The sequence below is a fragment of the Sphaerisporangium sp. NPDC005289 genome (genome assembly GCF_040607455.1).
Lineage (GTDB): Bacteria > Actinomycetota > Actinomycetes > Streptosporangiales > Streptosporangiaceae > Sphaerisporangium > Sphaerisporangium rhizosphaerae.
This window is the reverse complement of the sequence record NZ_JBEXGS010000011.1, coordinates 243,717-258,796: the sequence shown is the minus strand read 5'-3', so window position 1 is coordinate 258,796 and position 15,080 is coordinate 243,717. Positions and strand designations below refer to the sequence as shown.

Sequence of the window (15,080 nt, the reverse complement as noted above, 5' to 3'; positions counted from 1 at the left end):
TTCACGGTGTTTCCGGTGTTGTGCGCAGGTGGTGGAGTAGGTCGGTGGCGAGTTGGCTCGATACGCCTAGCCGGGCGCGCAGCAGGTCGAGGGTGATGGGCTTGCCGTGCTTGGCGCTGTGCTCTTCGACCACGCGCCGGGCGTAGTCGAGGAGCGCGGGAGAGGGTTCGGTGGCGTCGCGCTGGGCGCGGTCGAAGGCAGGTAGCACGGTGGCCGGCGCGGCGACGGCCGAGGCCGGGGATGGTTCGGGGTGGGGGCCGGTCGCGCGTCGTTCCAGCATCGAGACGGCGACGAGGAACGCTGCCGCGGGTGTCGCGGCGGTCAGCCAGCCCCACACCGATGGTTCGGCCTGGTGGAGGTTGGCGGCCAGGGACAGGATGATTCCGGCGACCAGGACGCAGGTGGGCCAGGAGAGCGGGCCGGTCCGGTGGCGGCCGGTCTTCTTGTCGCGTTGACGTTCGCGGGCGGCCATGACGCAGGTCAGATCGACGCACACGGCCACCGCCCAGGCCATCGGGCCCGTCTGCCCGTGCTCCACCGCTGTCTGTCGTACGTGGGAGAAGGAGCCGGCACCGGCGATCAGTGCCAGGACGATGACGGGACCGGAGTCCAGCAGCCAGGAGGCGAGGCGTCGCATGCCGGTCAGCCCTCCAGGACGGCGGTTTCAGGGGCGAGGAAGTCGGCGAGGTCGGCATCGCTCAACTCGGCGCAATGGGTACCGGCCATGACTTCGGCCCATGACGGAGTGAGACCGGCGTAGGTGCGGGTGGCGGCTTCGGCGGCTTGCTCGGAGACGTAGAAGGAGCGCGCCCGGTACCACTGGCCGTCTTGGCCGGCGACGATCGCGACGCCGGGGGTTTCGGAGGCGATGGCCCGTGCGGAGACCAGGGCTGCGGGGTCGAGGTCGCCGAGGGTCATGGTCGCGGTTTCGGGATCGTTGACGCGATGGCAGATCCGCCCCGAGCACTGAGCGCGCAGGGCCGTCACTCCGGGGCCGAGGTCGGAGCCGATGCGCTGGCCGCAGCAGAACAGGTAGATCCCGAACGCCCGTCCGAGCTGGGCGATCCGCAGCAGCGCTGTGGAGGTCTTGGCGATCTCGTCTTTCTCGGACTTGTCGGCCATCAGGTACAGCTCTGCCAGCTCATCGACCAGGACCACCACGGGGACCGGTCGCCGGTCGCCCGGCAACTGCCAGATGTTGCGCGCTCCGGTTGCACGACAGGCGGCCATCCGGTCCACCATCAGCGAGACCAGGTCATCGAGCAGGTTGACGCATTCGGCGCGCGAGGTGGCCAGGGCCGACAGGCGGGGTTCGTACGGGGTGAACTCCACGCCGCCTTTGAGGTCGAAGCCGACCATTGCCACCGGTTGCGGGGATAGTCCGATGATCAGGGCGTTGGCAAGGTTGGACTTGCCGGATTGGGTGGCACCGGCGTTGAGCCAGTGCGGGACGGTGCGGAAGTCGATGACCCAGGGGGAGCCGGTCTCCAGTCGGCCGACGGTGACCTTGAGCAGTTCGGTCGAGACGGGGAGCCGGTCGATTCTGACCAGCGGATCGCGGATGGTCGCGGCCAGGGTGACGCGACCGCGCTTCTTGGAGGAGACGCGTACGGCGTGGACGCGCCAGGAGTGCGCGAGCCGTTCGGCGACCTGGGCGTAGTCCTCCGGGATCTGACCTTCCAGGAGGCGAATGGTGACGCGCCAGCCGTGACGGGTCGGCATGGGCAGCCACATCCACGGCTTGGTGTCGACCGCGACCCGTTGCAACCGCCGTTTGACGCGGACCAGGCCGGTCGAGGAGATCAGCCCGGGGACGGTGGTGAACCAGAAGCGCTGCCGCTTCTTTGTCAGGCCGCAGCCGAGGGCGACCTTGCGCCAGGTGAGGCGGACCGTGATGGCGGTCAGCGGGTAGCGCAGGCACAGCCAGAAGGACCGGTAGTGCCAGCGGCGCCAGGCCCAGAGCCCGGCCGCCGAGGCGGCCAGGACTCCGAGGGAGAGGAGGAGATGGTCAGACACCGCGCGCCTCCGCGGTGACGGCGGGCAGGAGTGAGGTGGCGCGGTAGGCGATGCCCCAGCGTCCCGACAGTTCCCACACGTAGCCGACCAGGCCGACAGGCTTGACCTCGTTGCCGGGGACGACCGAGGGCTCCCCGACGACGCCGATCTTGACCAGCTCGATCTTGCCGAAGGCGTCCTCCACGGAGAACAGCACCTCATAGACGGTCTGACCGGTGGTCTTGTCGGTCTTGAGTTCACCGGTCTCCTTGTTCAAGATGCGCGGGCACGGAGCCTTCACGCAGATGAACTGGAGCCGGGAGACGTCGACCGGGATGGGGATGTTGCGCATGCTGAACACACCTCTCGTCTGCCTGCTGAGCAGGCGTGGGGGACGAGGGAGATCACGCGCCGTCAGAATGCGGAGGCGATAGCATCGAAGCGCCAACTAGGGTGCTGACCGCATCCGGCCTGGGCGGGATCTCCCGCTCAGGCCACTTTCATGTGTGGCCTGTACCGCTCCGGGGTGAGCGGTCGCTTCGTTTCTGGCCCTGAAACGCAGAAGAGCGTTTGTGTTGGGCTGTCACCTCCTGTCCAGGAGAGCTTCAGCGACAACACAAACGCTACCTCGCACCGCGAGTATCTGCTAGTACTTTTAGTATTAGTACACGTACTTTTTCTACACGCCGATCCGGTCGGCAAGTTCCCGCAGCTCAGGGGATGGCGGGTCTTGCATGGTCAGCAAATCGGACACCAACTGGTAGGTGATTCGGTGGTTCCGTATCTGCTCCGGTGTGATCGTCTCGGCCTCCAGCAGCGCGGACACGGCCTCTTCGACCTGACGGCGCTGCGCATGAGCGCGAGCCAGGTCGACATGAAGCCGGGCACGCCGCTCAGGTGACAGCGCCGATGTGTCCACCGCCGTCCCGACCCGAAGCGCATGACCGGCGTCACCCAGCTCGACGCCCACGGCCACCTCATGAAGCGTGACGTTGGCCGGCCCGAACTCGGTGTTGTAGTCGTTGCGCCCTTCTCCCAGCCGCTCCGCGACCTCACGAGCCCGCGCCAGATGCTCATAGGCGGTAGTGGCCTCGTTCAATCGAGACGCGGCCACGGCTCGTTGCAGGGTGAGACCGCCCCACAACGACATGGCCTCGGGCTTGCCCTCATCGACCAGGAACCACAGCGCCTCGGAAGCCGTCCGAGCCGTCTCCTCCACCTGGTCGAAGTGGCGCGCGCCCAAGAAGACGAAGCCGAGCCGGAATGCGCCGGCCGCCATCATCAGCGGGTCACCCGCTCGTTCCGCTGCCACGATCGCCCTGTCGGCGGCGATCCACGCGGCCTCCGGCTCGCCGAGCTTGGCCAGCGCCGCCGAGCACGCCTGATAGGTCACCGCCAGCAGTTGGAACAGCTCCGCCCGCCGCTCCTCGGGAGCCGAGCGGGCAGCGGTCTCCAACGCGGGTACCAACCCGCGCAGTAGGTCGGCCAGCTCGACATACCGGCTCTCGTGCGTCAGCTCCCACGCTCGGTCGACCCGCGGCTTGATCTCCGATGTAGGCGGGACGGGCGCCGAGTGCAGCATGGCCCGCAGGGAATGGGCCCCCGAGAGCACTAGACGCAGACTCGCCGTTCCTGGGATCTCCTCAGCGGAGGCCGCGACGACCGGCGCCTCCGCCGCCAGCTCCGACAACGGGATGTCCAGAGCCTCGGCGACCTTCTCCAGGACCGACATGCGGTCGACCTTGCGGACGCCGCGCTCTACCTGGGAGATCCACGCCACCGACCGGTCGACCAGCCGCGCCAACTCCGGTTGCGACAGGCCGCGCCGTTTACGTTCTTGGGCGATCCGCCGGCCTAGTGCCCGTTGGTATTCGGTGCTCACCCTGCCGTTCCCTTGCCGGTCTGGAGCGACAGCCAGTCGACCTCGACCGAGGCCAGCAGCTCATCGCGCGCCCCGAGGAACCGCCGAGTGTGCTCCTGCTCCTCGTGGGTGTCGAAGGCCGCCCGGTCCCGGTACAGCTCGTAGAAGATCCGCTGAAGCGGCTGGCCCTCCACCAGGTGGGACGCGTACACCAGCGTCCCGGGCTCTTCCGTGCGGATCTTCTCGATGGTCTCAGCGACCAGTTGATCGAACGCCTCCGCGCTCGCCTCGTCCTTACACGTGAATCGGACCACCAGACCGAACATGAACTCCTCCTTCGTCGCAGCCTCTACCAGAGCAGTACTTATTGTGCGTGGCAAGTACTGCAAGTGGCTTGCACTCTAAGTACTGTACTCGTACTTTAAGTATCAGGCATAGATGCAGTGCCCCTGACCTGCTTGATCGCGAGGTGAGCCCACGTGACCGCACCCACAAACAGCCGCAAAGGCACCGGAGAATGGCAACAAACCTTCCTCGGACGAGCGGAGCAGGTGCGCGCGGTCCGCCGCTTCGTCAAGACCCATCTCCCCGACCACGCCGACGCCGATCTCATCGCCAGCGAACTCGCCACCAACGCCGTCGAACACACCCACACCGGACAACCCGGCGGAACCTTCACCGCCACCGTCAAGCACCACCCCGACGGCACCGCCTACATCGAGATCGCCGACCAAGGCGGACCCATCGCCTTCGGCGCCCGCACCTCCACCCGCGAAGGCGGGCGAGGACTCCACCTCGTCACCGCCCTCACCACAACATGGGGAGTCAAAGGCGACGCCGCCGGCCGCACCGTCTGGGCCCAGCTACCCCCACCCACCCCATGAACGACACACCATCGGCCTTACGCGCCCTCCGCGAACGCTTCCCCCACTGGGCCTTCCTCTACAACCCCTTCGCCTACCGCTGGCACGCCCTCCACGGCCGCACCACCACCCTCACCGCCGACACCCCCCAAGAACTCGCCGAACGCATCGTCCGCCACCAAGTACGCCAACGCCTGACCAGACCCCAACCACGGCAATGAGCGACGCCTAGCAACAACCGGCAAAGCACCAGACCAGAGGCACCGCGAAGGCCACGACATTCAAGATCATCCGAGTCCGCGTTCCTCCGGATGAGGACTTTCTCTACGTCTTTAAAGGCGGCCCGCTGCGCGGTCCGCCGGGCGCGCCGGTCGGTCTGCGTGCCCGGCTGCGGCCCTCGGCCGGTCCGGGCACGCACCGCCCACGCGCCCGCAGAACCAGCACAGTGACCACCTAAGGCCGTGACGATCGCTCACTTCGGTCCTCGCCACACGCGGTCGGGGCGATCGGCTGCCGCGCGGCTTCCGGTGCTCGGGCCTGGCGGCCCTGCGCTCCGGGTCCGCTTGCCAACGAGTGACCTGGTGATCATCTGACGGGGCAGGCCGGATCGCGAACAGGCATGGACGTGACCTCGCCAGCGATTCGAGGTGGAGTCCAATTCTCGTCCGATCTGCTCAGCTCAGCAGAGGAGGAGTGGACGAAGATCTTGTTACTAGACCAGCGGCGAAGTACTCTCTTTAGGCTTGCACAATGAGGAGGTCCTTTCGTGGCGCTTGCCGACTTAGACTCTCGCTACTTGTGGTTACTAGTGGGACTATCGACCTTGTTCCCATTACTGCGATTAAGTCTCCTGATGCCTACCTGGGGCTATCGGGCAAGGGTCGCCATCGGATTTCTCGTTGCTCTAGCTGGCCTAGTAGCTAAGTATGCCTTCTTTACCGATCACTCATCGCCAGCTAAGTGGATGGCGATCTATGTCGTAGCGATGATTGCTCTATTAGCGGGAACCTTGGGCCAAGGTGACGAGATCAGGGAGGCCGCCTCTCATGCATTGAACAATCCGGATCAGGAACCGCAATATGTGCGCCCCGCTCCCTTTGTGTTGAAAGTTATGGCCGCGATCGCGGTCCAGCTTCTCTTGTTGTACTTGCTGTTCAGCGACTTCTGATAACGCAACAGCAAGAACGATCTTGCTAACGCGCATGCTAACTGCCTCCCGAGACGGCGGTAGACGCTGGTAGAAGTTGATCAAGATGATTGCGCTTCGACCAGGCATGTAGTGACACCGGGAGACGTGGGTAGACGCTCTTCGGACGACTTTTAATCCGTAGGTTCAGGGTTCGAGTCCCTGGCGGCCCACCTGCGAGAACAGGCGTGTTGGGCCTTGCTTCGGCCCGCACTACAGCCATCCTCTACAGCCAACAGGGCCGGACCCCGTCTTGGGAGCCGGCCCTTGCGCTTCTGCGCTCATCCGAAAAGTTTCTTCGCGACCGCATCGACGGCCTCCCGCTCGACCTCGGGCAGGACGTGAGCGTAGGTGTTCATCGTCAGCCCGATCTGACTGTGTCCGAGCGTCTTCATCACCGTTCGGGGGGAGGCCCCGCAGGCGATCAGGAACGAGGCGCAGGCGTGACGAAGGTAGTGCAGCCGCAGCCAGTCGAGCCCAGCCTTGGCCCTGGTCTTCCGCCACCTGGTGCTCAGGTTTCCCGGCTCGATCGGTGTGCCGATGGTCGAGGCGAACACGAGCCCGCTGGTCTTCCACTTCTCCCCCGCGGCGAGCTGTTCGGCGGCCTGCTCTCGCTTGTGCTTCCGCAGAGCGGCCAGGGTCGGCTCAGGGACGGGCACGACGCGACGTGACCGGCTGGTCTTGGGGTCAACGAGCTGAAGCGACCCGTCCGCCCGCTGGAGGCTCTGGCGCACTGTGAGAAGCCCATTGCCGAAATCGATGTCATGCCATCGGAGCCCGAGAAGTTCCCCACGCCGCAGGCCGAGAGTGAGAGCGCAGATCCAGAATGCTTCGAGCCGGTCACCCTTGATCGCGTTGATGAGGGTCTTGGCCTCTTCGATCGTCAGCACCCGGACCTCGTCACGCTTGACGGACGGAGGCTTGACGAGCTTCGCCACGTTGCGGTGAACCAACTCCTCACGTTCCGCATCGGCCAGCGCATTGCGGATCAACCCGTGAACCTGCTTGACCGTCGCCGCCGAGAGACCGGACTCTGCTTTGGCCTCGACCAGCCGCCGGACATCGGTCGGGGTGAGCTTGTCGAGTTGTTTCCGCCCAAGGGCCGGCTTCACGTGATCGTGGATGAGCTGTCGATACCCGCGAAGTGTGAGGGGGCGAGTGCCCTGCCGCTTCTTCATCTCGATCCACTCATCCAGCCACTCCGCGAACTTCCGAGGTCGAGCGGCGAGGTTCTGCCCCTTACGCTGGGCATCCTTCAATTCGGCGAGCTTGCCGAGAACTTCTTTCTCGGTCTTCCCGTAGACCGTCTTGCGAATCCGCTTGCCGTTCACCCAGCCCAAATCGACCAAGGCGACGGCGCTCCGCGCCGCCGCACGGCCCGCCGCCCGCTCCGCCCGGCCGGGCGTGCGGCGTGGACGCCGGTCCCGGCCGGCGGCGGGAACGCGGGCCGCCCGCCGACCACCGCGCCCGCCGCACCAAGCCGCACCAAGCCGCACCCGCCGACCGGGGCGCGCCGCCGCCGAGCACGGGGTGTTCGCCATCAGTGTTGATCGCTCCACGCCACCGATCGAGCGCTGTCGCTTGTCCAGGCCCGCGTCCTAAAATCGGCCGCCATGCACCGGTTCAAGTTCTTCCCTGTGTTCGGACCCATCATCCTCTGCATCGGCCCTCTATACACGGGGCTGACTGTTCCTGGGGATACGGCGTCCACAGCGGCAGTGATCCGCTGGGCAGGCATGGGCATCACCACAACTCTGTTCGGCGTCGGCCTGATGTTGTGCGGCATCATGGCCGTACTCATCCAGCGGTTCAAAGATGAAAATCATGCCTCCGGCGGGGGCGCTCGGCTCCGGGGTGATCACCCGAACGAGCCTGTAGAGCCGTAGGTGGCTGAGGTGGAAGCCTGATCTCCCCGCCCGCCACGACCCAGGCAAGCTCAGCAGACCGGCTCCTACGATCAAGCCCGTTTGTGACCGTTGGCATCCGATGACCGAGGAATGGCGACCGGTCGACGTACACGCGAAGACGGGCTTGACCCTCCGTCCCCGGCCCGCTGCCGCTTCGCGGTGGGTCGAGGCAGACGGGGAGATCAGGCGGGGGAGATGTGCGCGTCCGCGCAGGCCACTGGGTTTGATCGCGTGTCATTAGCGTGCCATTAAGGGCGGTGAACAGGGGGGAGTCACGGGGACCCAGCGGAGGCTTGCCCCCGAGGTCAGGCACGTTCCCCCAGGTGATCAGGCCGATTTGCAAGCAGGATGTCATACAGTGATTCGACCGTACAGGAGCTACGGTTTCATTTGAATCGACTTCACCCAAGAGCGGGCCTTATCGGCAGGCATCGCGAGTTCGTTTTGGACAAGAAGCACGGCTGCCTCCTCCTGACCTCGAACTTTGAGCTGGCGTACGCGGCCGACGATGTCCATCGCTCTCATTGGGTCCGTGTACTTCAGCACACGGCGTTGCCTCAGCGTCTTGATCAGAGTCAGGACGAAGAAGACAAGGAAGCAGGCGAAAAGCCCAATGAAGATGGCGGGGATGACAGTGTCGAGGTACATCTATTGAGCATATGTTCCCTGGGATTGGAGCGATGGCTGTACAGCCACAGCTACAGCCAAGAGGGCGGGCGACGGCGGAAGTCGGCGAACGACCACGGACACCGGACCAACAGGTCGGAGCCTCGGAGCTTGATCGAAGCGTCTTCTTTTGATCCGTAGGTTCAGGGTTCGAGTTCCTGGCGGCACACCCATAATGACCTGGGCAGACTCCCAGATCTCCTGATCGGCAAGCCTGTCCGGGGTTGCAGTCCGGGTTGCAGTTGTCAGCACGGGGTTGCAGTCGCCGGCCTCAGTCATCCCACAGCGCCCGGCCGATCCGAGCCGCCACATTGCTTGCCGGCTTGGACGTCGCGTGGGTGTAGGGCACCTCGCAGGGCAAGGCCGCAGACACCCGTGCCACACCCCGCCACATCCTCGTCTACAGCGGCCTGTTCCTCGCCGAGAACGCCGGCATCCTCCGCCTCATCGCCGAGCGGAACATCCTCAGGGAGATGGCATGTGGGAAGGCTGATCACGCTTACCGAGAACGTCCGAACGTCTTTGACGTTTTCGCGCGGACAGTGATCTACTCCCTGCCCATGACGACTCTGACGAAGGTTCAGCCTGCCCCTGTCATCGACGAGATAGCGCGGCTGCTGACCGAGCACTACGTTTTCCCTGAGATAGCCGAGCAGCTCACCGGCGTGCTGCAACGACGTCTGGCCAAGGGCGCCTATGACGTCGACGGCGCCGAGGAGCTCGCCCGTCTGGTCACCGCGGACCTGCAGTCCGTCAACAACGACCAACATCTGAGACTGAAGCACCACGCCGACCCGGTGCCCCCCAAGCAGATGGAGGCGACTCTGGCCTCCATCCGCCGGGACTTCGACACCTCGCTGGGCGGTGCGCCCCGGGTGGAGTTGCTGGACGGAGGGATCGCCGTGGTGGAGCTGGCGCCGATGCTGTTTCCGCTGGACTGGGCCGCCGAACCGCTGAGCGCCGCGCTCACCCTGGCCTCCCGCGCCCAGGCGCTGATCGTGGACCTTCGCGGCAACCGGGGCGGCGACCCGGACACCGTCGCCTTCATCTGCAGCTACCTCTTGGACGAGCGCACTCACCTCAACACCATGTACTGGCGCGACGGCGAGCGCAGCGAGCAGTCCTGGAGCCTGCCGCACGTTCCCGGCGCGCGTTTCGGCGGCAGCAAACCGTTGTACGTGCTGTCCAGCGACAGCACCTTCTCCGCCGCTGAAGAACTGGCCTACGACCTGCAACAGCTCGGCCGCGCAGTTGTCGTCGGCGAGCCCACCCGCGGCGGCGCACACCCGTGCAAGGGGTGGACCGTGCACCCCCACCTGGAAGCCACGGTCCCCACCGGCCGCGCCATCAACCCCGTCTCCGGCACGAACTGGGAAGGCACCGGTGTGCGGCCCGACGTCCCTTGCGCCGCCGCGGAATCCCTCGACCAGGCGCACGCCCTGGCCCTCGCCCGACTGGCAGGCGACGATCGACCCTCGCCGAGCGCGGATCGCTCTGTGAAGTCGCGTTGAACGGCATGTGCCTTTCTACGGCCGCGCCGTCGGCTGTGCCGCGGTGGGGTAGTCGCGCAATTCGATGCCGTTGGCCGCTTTCCGGATCGGCTTCATAATGGCTTCCATCACTCGTGCCTTGCCCGGCATGTGCGGCGCCATCTGCAGCATGAGGCCCTGCAGGCGCGCGCGGGTCCGGGAGGCGGGCACCATGCCCTTGGCGGCGGTGCGGCCCAGCCGCTGGTTCAGCTCGACGAACCCGCGCATCTCCTCCTCGTACCGTACGAATGCGACCCGGTGGTCGCCCTGGGCGGCGGCCAGCTCTCCGGCGAGCACGTAGGCGCCAACGAGGGCCATGCCGGTGCCTTGTCCGGACGCGGGTGAGGGGCAGTAGGCGGCGTCGCCCAGCAGCACTGTGCGCCCACGCGACCAGGAATCCATCCGTACCTGCGCCAGGGTGTCGAAGTAGAAGTCGCCCGCCTCCGGCATCGCGGCCAGCAACCGCGGCACCTCCCATCGGTGTCCGGTGAACGCCTCAGCGACGGCCTGCTGTTGGGCCGCCACGTCGTGCCGGTCGACGGGCCGTTGCGGCGCGGGGAAGAAGAACTGGGCCTTGGCCGCCGTCGCCGCCCGCACGCTGTAGACGTTCACCACGTGCCCGGCGGCCGACAGGACCATCTCCCAGCGGTCCAGGCCCAGGTGGTTGGGGACGCCGAAGACCGCCACGCCCAGGCCGAGTCCCTCGGTGAACCGCTCCTCCGGGCCGAAGACGAGCGCGCGAGTGCCCGAATGCAGGCCGTCGGCCCCCACTACGAGGTCGAACGTACGCGGTGCCGCATCGCGGAACGTCACGCGCGTTCCGCAGCCCTCATCGGTGATCGAGGTGATCGTGTCGCCGAAGACGTACTCGGCCTCGCCTCGGGTGCGGGCATGAAGGATCTCAGCCAGATCCCCGCGCATGATCTCCAGGTCTCCCGGGTCGCGAAACCCGATCATGTCCGGACCGAGTGTCGCGAGGGTCTTGCCCGCCCCGTTCAACCACGTCCCGCCCCGGATATCGGTCGACCGGCGCCGCACCTCGTCGAGAATCCCCATCCGCCGCGCCACCTCCACCGCCACCCCGCGCAGGTCCACCTTGTAACCGCCGGGGCGCGGCGTGGCGGCCCGCTCCACCACAGTCACTTCGAAGCCGTGGTGGCGCAGCCAATACGCCAGGGCGGGACCGGCGACACTCGCGCCAGAGATGAGCACGTTCATGAACCCTCCATCTGTGTATGCCATACGCTCTATTGCGTATGACGTATACCTTACTGCGTATGCTATACACAGAGGCATGGATGTGGGCAAGATCGAGGAATCGGAGATCCCCGTCGGCATCGCGGTGGCCTGGGGGCTGCGGGACCGTCCTGGCAAGGGCCCCAAACCTGCCCTGAGCCTGCCCAGGATCGTCCAGGCAGGCTTGGACGTCGCCCGCGCCGACGGGCTGGCGGCGGTGTCCATGGCACGCGTGGCCAAGGAGGTCGGCGTGTCGACCATGGCTCTCTACCGCTATGTCGCGGCCAAGGACGTCTTGTTGGAACTCATGCAGGACGCCGCCTACGGGCCGCCGCCTGAGGCGACTGCGGACCAGGACTGGCGTGCTGGGCTGACCGAGTGGTCCTGGGCCATCCTGCACGCGATCAGGAGGCATCCGTGGGTGCTGCAGATCCCTGTCAGCGGGGCTCCGCTGCTGCCCAACCAGATCACCTGGCTGGAGCGTGGACTCACATGCCTGAGCGGTACGGGCCTTGCCGAGTCCGAGAAGCTGTCGGTCGTCATGCTGCTGTCCGGCTATGTCCGGCAGTGGGCGGGCCTGTCAATCGCCGTCGGCGCGGCAGGGCCTGACCAGGCCGCGCGGTACGCCAAGACGCTCGCCCGCGTCATCGACCCGGTCCGTTTCCCCGCGGTCTGCGCCGCCATGGCCGCCGGTGCCGTCAACGACGAGTGGGACGACGGCGACACCGAGTTCGTCTTCGGCCTCGACCGCGTCCTGGACGGCATAGCCGCCCTCACCCACGCCCGCTCCTGATGCGCAATGGGCGACAACAGCGTGAGCATCACATGGCGACGTGGCGTTCGTGTCAACTCGGGCGCGGGGTGTCCGAGCGGCTTTGTCACTGTTCGGGGAGAGGCTGCGGCTTGTCGAGGCCGGTCAGGCGGGTGAGGACGGTGAAGCCGTCGTCGGTGCCGGGCCAGTGCCGGCGCACGGCCTCCAGCCCGGAGCGGCGTACCACCGAGCGCAGGACGGCGGTGACGATGATGGCGTCGTCGGCGTACCCCAGGATGGGGATGAAGTCGGGGACGATGTCGATGGGAAAGGCCAGGTAGGCCAGCAGCAGCGCGAGCCGGACGCGGACGCCGCGGGGCAGGTCGGGGTCGGCGGCCAGGCGGCGTACTAGGCGCAGCACGTCGGGCAGCAGCCGCAGCGCCTCGCGCAGCAGGCCGCCGCGCGGCCGGACGAGGGCCAGCGCGCCGATGAGGACCAGCCAGGCGGCCGCCAGGGCGATCGCGATACCGATGAGCAGGTCCCATCCCCATGACCCGGTCATACCGGCCCCCCTTCGCCCATCTCGGCCACAGCGATGCCGCCGAGCAGGTCCCACCACCATGGCCCGGTCATACCGGCTCCTCTGAGCCCACCGCGGGCACTGCGATGCCGGTCTCGGCGGCCAGTGCGGCCTGTTCGAAGTCGGCGAGGTCGGTTTCGGCGTCGGCGATCGCGGCGCGTACGAGAGCGCCGGCGGGGGCGGCGAAGTAGTCGCGTGCGGCGATCTTGGCCAGCCAGGAGCGGAAGCGTTCCAGGTCGGCCTCCGACTCCTCCACCTCGGCGTAGGTGGCCCGGCCTCGCTCGCGTTCGCGCGCCAGCTCCTCGCGTAAGGCGGGGAGACGCTCCATCACCTCGGCGTACTCGGCATCGCGGGCGGCGTTGAACTCGCCGATGATCTGCCGCTTCTCGGCCGGGTCGGTGAGCGCCATCCGCAGCATCCGGGCCGTGCCGCCCTGCCGGCGCACCCGGTCCAGCAGACGGCGCACCTGCCGGAGGGTCTGCTCGCGCTCCGGCAGCAGGCATACCGACTGTTGCAGGTACAGCCCACCGAGCGAGCGCAGCTTTCGCCACACCTGCACGCGCAGGGCCGGAGCGGCCCCGGCGGTGGACACGCTGACCAGCAACCAGCCACGATCCTCCGTATCGTCCGTCACGTCTTCATGTTACATCCGTAACATTCCCCTGCAGGCGCCAAATGCAGGTGGACGGGCGAGGCCGGTGGACCCGTCCTTCGACCAGGTGCCGCCCTCCCGTTACCCGGCTTCGTCGGGAGCGCCTGCTGCCTGTGGTGGGGGACCGGTCGTCGCCGGCTCGAGGGCGCGGACGATTTCGGGGGCCGGGTGACGGGGGAGCAGCAGTGGGCTGACGAGGATGAGCAGGCCCGCGACGGTGATGGCCGTGCGTGGGCTGGTGGCGTCGGCGAGCAGTCCGCCGAGGGCGCTGAAGACGGCGATGGAGGCGTTGCCGCTGATCGACCAGGCCGACAGAGTGCGGGCGACGCGGTCCTGGGGAGTGTGCTCAAGTCGATAGGTCGCCAGTACCGGGGTGTACAGGCTCATGCTGATGATGATCGCGAGCTCGACGGCGATCACGATCGCGAGGCCGGCGACACCAGGACGGACGAAGGCCAGGCCGACCAGCCAGACGGCGCGCAGCGTGCCGACCGTGCGCAGGACCCGGTGTTGGCCGTAGCGCGCCACGACCCGGCGGGCAAGGCGTGAGCCGATCAGTCCGCCGACACAGGGAGCGGCGAAGGCGAGGCCGTACTGCCAGGGCGGGAACCCGAGCTGGCGCAGCAGGAGCACGGCCAGCAGCGGCTCGGTGGCCATGATCAGCCCGTTGACGAGAAGGTTGTTGAAGTAGAGGGCCCGCAGGCCGGGATGGGTCAGGATGTGCCGCCAGCCGTCGAGCAATTCGCCGGCTCCGACCTGGTTCTTGCCGCTTCGCCGTGGAGGCTCTTCCCGGCCGCGGATGGCGGTGATGCTCAGCGCGGACAACAGGTAGCTGAGCGCATCGGCCACCACGGTCGTCACCGGCCCGAACAGGCCGATGGCCGCTCCGCCCAGCGGCGGGCCGACCGCGATCGAGCTCCACGTGGTCGACTCGAACCGCGCGTTGGCCACCAGCAGATCGTCCGGCCGGACCAGGGCCCGCAGGTAGGCGCCGCCGGCCGCATTGGAGGTGATCTTGGCGGCGGCGACCACGGCGGAGACGATCAGCAACTGGACGAACCCGAGCAGGCCGAAGGCGTAGGCGACCGGGATGGTCATCATGACCCCGAACCGGGTCAGGTCCATCGCGATCATGACCGGCCGTTTACGGCGGAACTCGACCCACGGTCCGAGCGGCAACGCGATCAGCATGCCCACCGCCGGTCCCGCGGCGGACAGCGCGGACACCTGAGCGGGGCCGGCGTGCAGCACCAGCACGGCTATCAGGGGAATCGCCCCGAACCCCAGCCCGGAGCCATAGGCGCTGACCGCGTAGGCGGCCCACAGCCACCCGAACCGCCGCCCCAGAGATCGTCTGGCCACGAAGCTCCCCCGCCTCCCGCTATAGACAACCGGTGGTTGATCGCTCCGATCAAAGCAAGCCAGGGAATGCAGATCAAACAACTAGAAGGACAGCCAGCCACAACTAACCGTTGTGTATTCACGGTTCGGCACGTAGATCGCGAAGCCGTAGGCACATTCGTTCGGCACGTTCTCACGGGGGCATGCGGGGGGCGGCGGAAGGTGAGATCGGCGGTCGGGTGGTGGTGTGGGAGATGAGTGAACCGGCGTACTTCGGGGTTGGCGGGCGGGGTTCTGACTGGGGCATTGACAGGGGGACCCGGCTGATCGTAGCCTCGGCGCGAGCCCATTGTTAGTAAACTTTCTTAAAGAAAGGGCTTCTCGGCGGTCTGAGGGCTCCCGCTCGTCCCCACGATGGCACGGTGGCGCGGTCGCCCCGTCGGCGCGTACGCGATGGCAGGGCACGGCACCAGCGGCCATCACCACTCTCGGCACCAGCCACCCCCCACCGGC

Annotated in this window: 17 protein-coding genes; 6 read left to right on the top strand and 11 right to left on the bottom strand. The window is 67.0% G+C overall.

The window, feature by feature from the left end:
• Position 1: 1 nt before the first annotated feature.
• From ABZT47_RS21255 to ABZT47_RS21235, 5 genes are all read right to left on the bottom strand, one after another.
• Positions 2–637 (bottom strand): DUF2637 domain-containing protein, encoded by a 636-nt coding sequence (locus tag ABZT47_RS21255; RefSeq protein ID WP_354844524.1) that lies wholly within the window; start codon positions 635–637, stop codon positions 2–4.
• Between the two features lie 5 nt (positions 638–642).
• Positions 643–2,016 carry an FtsK/SpoIIIE domain-containing protein gene (locus ABZT47_RS21250; protein ID WP_354844521.1) on the bottom strand — a complete coding sequence of 458 codons (1,374 nt, stop codon included), beginning with the start codon at positions 2,014–2,016 and terminating at the stop codon, positions 643–645.
• Positions 2,009–2,347 (bottom strand): hypothetical protein, encoded by a 339-nt coding sequence (locus ABZT47_RS21245; RefSeq protein WP_354844518.1) that lies wholly within the window; start codon positions 2,345–2,347, stop codon positions 2,009–2,011. Before ABZT47_RS21245 ends, ABZT47_RS21250 begins: the two co-directional genes overlap by 8 nt.
• A gap of 327 nt (positions 2,348–2,674) precedes the next feature.
• A complete protein-coding gene (locus ABZT47_RS21240) occupies positions 2,675–3,877 on the bottom strand; it encodes a helix-turn-helix domain-containing protein (protein ID WP_354844515.1) in 1,203 nt (400 codons plus the stop codon).
• Positions 3,874–4,182 carry an antibiotic biosynthesis monooxygenase gene (locus ABZT47_RS21235; RefSeq protein ID WP_354844512.1) on the bottom strand — a complete coding sequence of 103 codons (309 nt, stop codon included), beginning with the start codon at positions 4,180–4,182 and terminating at the stop codon, positions 3,874–3,876. The genes ABZT47_RS21240 and ABZT47_RS21235 overlap by 4 nt, the downstream gene beginning before the upstream one ends.
• Before the next feature lie 153 nt (positions 4,183–4,335).
• On the opposite strand from ABZT47_RS21235, the gene ABZT47_RS21230 reads away from it, so the two are divergent.
• The 3 genes from ABZT47_RS21230 (at position 4,336) to ABZT47_RS21220 (ending at position 5,887) form a co-directional block, all read left to right on the top strand.
• A complete protein-coding gene (locus ABZT47_RS21230) occupies positions 4,336–4,740 on the top strand; it encodes an ATP-binding protein (RefSeq protein WP_354844509.1) in 405 nt (134 codons plus the stop codon).
• Positions 4,737–4,940 (top strand): hypothetical protein, encoded by a 204-nt coding sequence (locus ABZT47_RS21225; RefSeq protein WP_354844506.1) that lies wholly within the window; start codon positions 4,737–4,739, stop codon positions 4,938–4,940. Before ABZT47_RS21230 ends, ABZT47_RS21225 begins: the two co-directional genes overlap by 4 nt.
• 545 nt (positions 4,941–5,485) lie before the next feature.
• A complete protein-coding gene (locus tag ABZT47_RS21220) occupies positions 5,486–5,887 on the top strand; it encodes a hypothetical protein (RefSeq protein WP_354844503.1) in 402 nt (133 codons plus the stop codon).
• A gap of 299 nt (positions 5,888–6,186) precedes the next feature.
• Here the strand turns inward: ABZT47_RS21220 and ABZT47_RS21215 are convergent, their stop codons facing one another.
• On the bottom strand, positions 6,187–7,446 hold the full coding sequence (locus ABZT47_RS21215; protein WP_354844500.1) for a tyrosine-type recombinase/integrase: 1,260 nt from the start codon (positions 7,444–7,446) through the stop codon (positions 6,187–6,189).
• Between the two features lie 72 nt (positions 7,447–7,518).
• Here ABZT47_RS21215 and ABZT47_RS21210 point away from each other — a divergent pair, with 72 nt between their 5' ends.
• Entirely contained in the window at positions 7,519–7,791 is a 273-nt protein-coding gene (locus ABZT47_RS21210) for a hypothetical protein (RefSeq protein WP_354844497.1), read from the top strand.
• A gap of 399 nt (positions 7,792–8,190) precedes the next feature.
• Here ABZT47_RS21210 and ABZT47_RS21205 read toward each other — a convergent pair whose 3' ends face one another.
• The gene (locus tag ABZT47_RS21205; RefSeq protein ID WP_354844494.1) at positions 8,191–8,460 is read right to left on the bottom strand and encodes a hypothetical protein; all 270 of its coding nucleotides are present in this window, start codon (positions 8,458–8,460) and stop codon (positions 8,191–8,193) included.
• 578 nt (positions 8,461–9,038) lie between these two features.
• On the opposite strand from ABZT47_RS21205, the gene ABZT47_RS21200 reads away from it, so the two are divergent.
• Complete coding sequence (locus ABZT47_RS21200) at positions 9,039–9,989, top strand: S41 family peptidase (protein WP_354844491.1); 951 nt, start codon at positions 9,039–9,041, stop codon at positions 9,987–9,989.
• Positions 9,990–10,004: 15 nt separating this feature from the next.
• Here the strand turns inward: ABZT47_RS21200 and ABZT47_RS21195 are convergent, their stop codons facing one another.
• The gene (locus ABZT47_RS21195; RefSeq protein ID WP_354844488.1) at positions 10,005–11,225 is read right to left on the bottom strand and encodes an FAD-dependent monooxygenase; all 1,221 of its coding nucleotides are present in this window, start codon (positions 11,223–11,225) and stop codon (positions 10,005–10,007) included.
• A 76-nt stretch (positions 11,226–11,301) separates the two neighbouring features.
• Here ABZT47_RS21195 and ABZT47_RS21190 point away from each other — a divergent pair, with 76 nt between their 5' ends.
• Positions 11,302–12,036: a TetR/AcrR family transcriptional regulator gene (locus ABZT47_RS21190; RefSeq protein WP_354844486.1), complete on the top strand. Its 735-nt coding sequence runs from the start codon at positions 11,302–11,304 to the stop codon at positions 12,034–12,036.
• An 85-nt stretch (positions 12,037–12,121) separates the two neighbouring features.
• Here ABZT47_RS21190 and ABZT47_RS21185 read toward each other — a convergent pair whose 3' ends face one another.
• From ABZT47_RS21185 to ABZT47_RS21175, 3 genes are all read right to left on the bottom strand, one after another.
• Entirely contained in the window at positions 12,122–12,556 is a 435-nt protein-coding gene (locus ABZT47_RS21185; protein WP_354844483.1) for a DUF1232 domain-containing protein, read from the bottom strand.
• 67 nt (positions 12,557–12,623) lie between these two features.
• The gene (locus ABZT47_RS21180) at positions 12,624–13,208 is read right to left on the bottom strand and encodes a Chromate resistance protein ChrB (protein WP_354844480.1); all 585 of its coding nucleotides are present in this window, start codon (positions 13,206–13,208) and stop codon (positions 12,624–12,626) included.
• Positions 13,209–13,307: 99 nt separating this feature from the next.
• On the bottom strand, positions 13,308–14,588 hold the full coding sequence (locus tag ABZT47_RS21175; RefSeq protein ID WP_354844477.1) for an MFS transporter: 1,281 nt from the start codon (positions 14,586–14,588) through the stop codon (positions 13,308–13,310).
• Between the last annotated feature and the right edge of the window lie 492 nt (positions 14,589–15,080).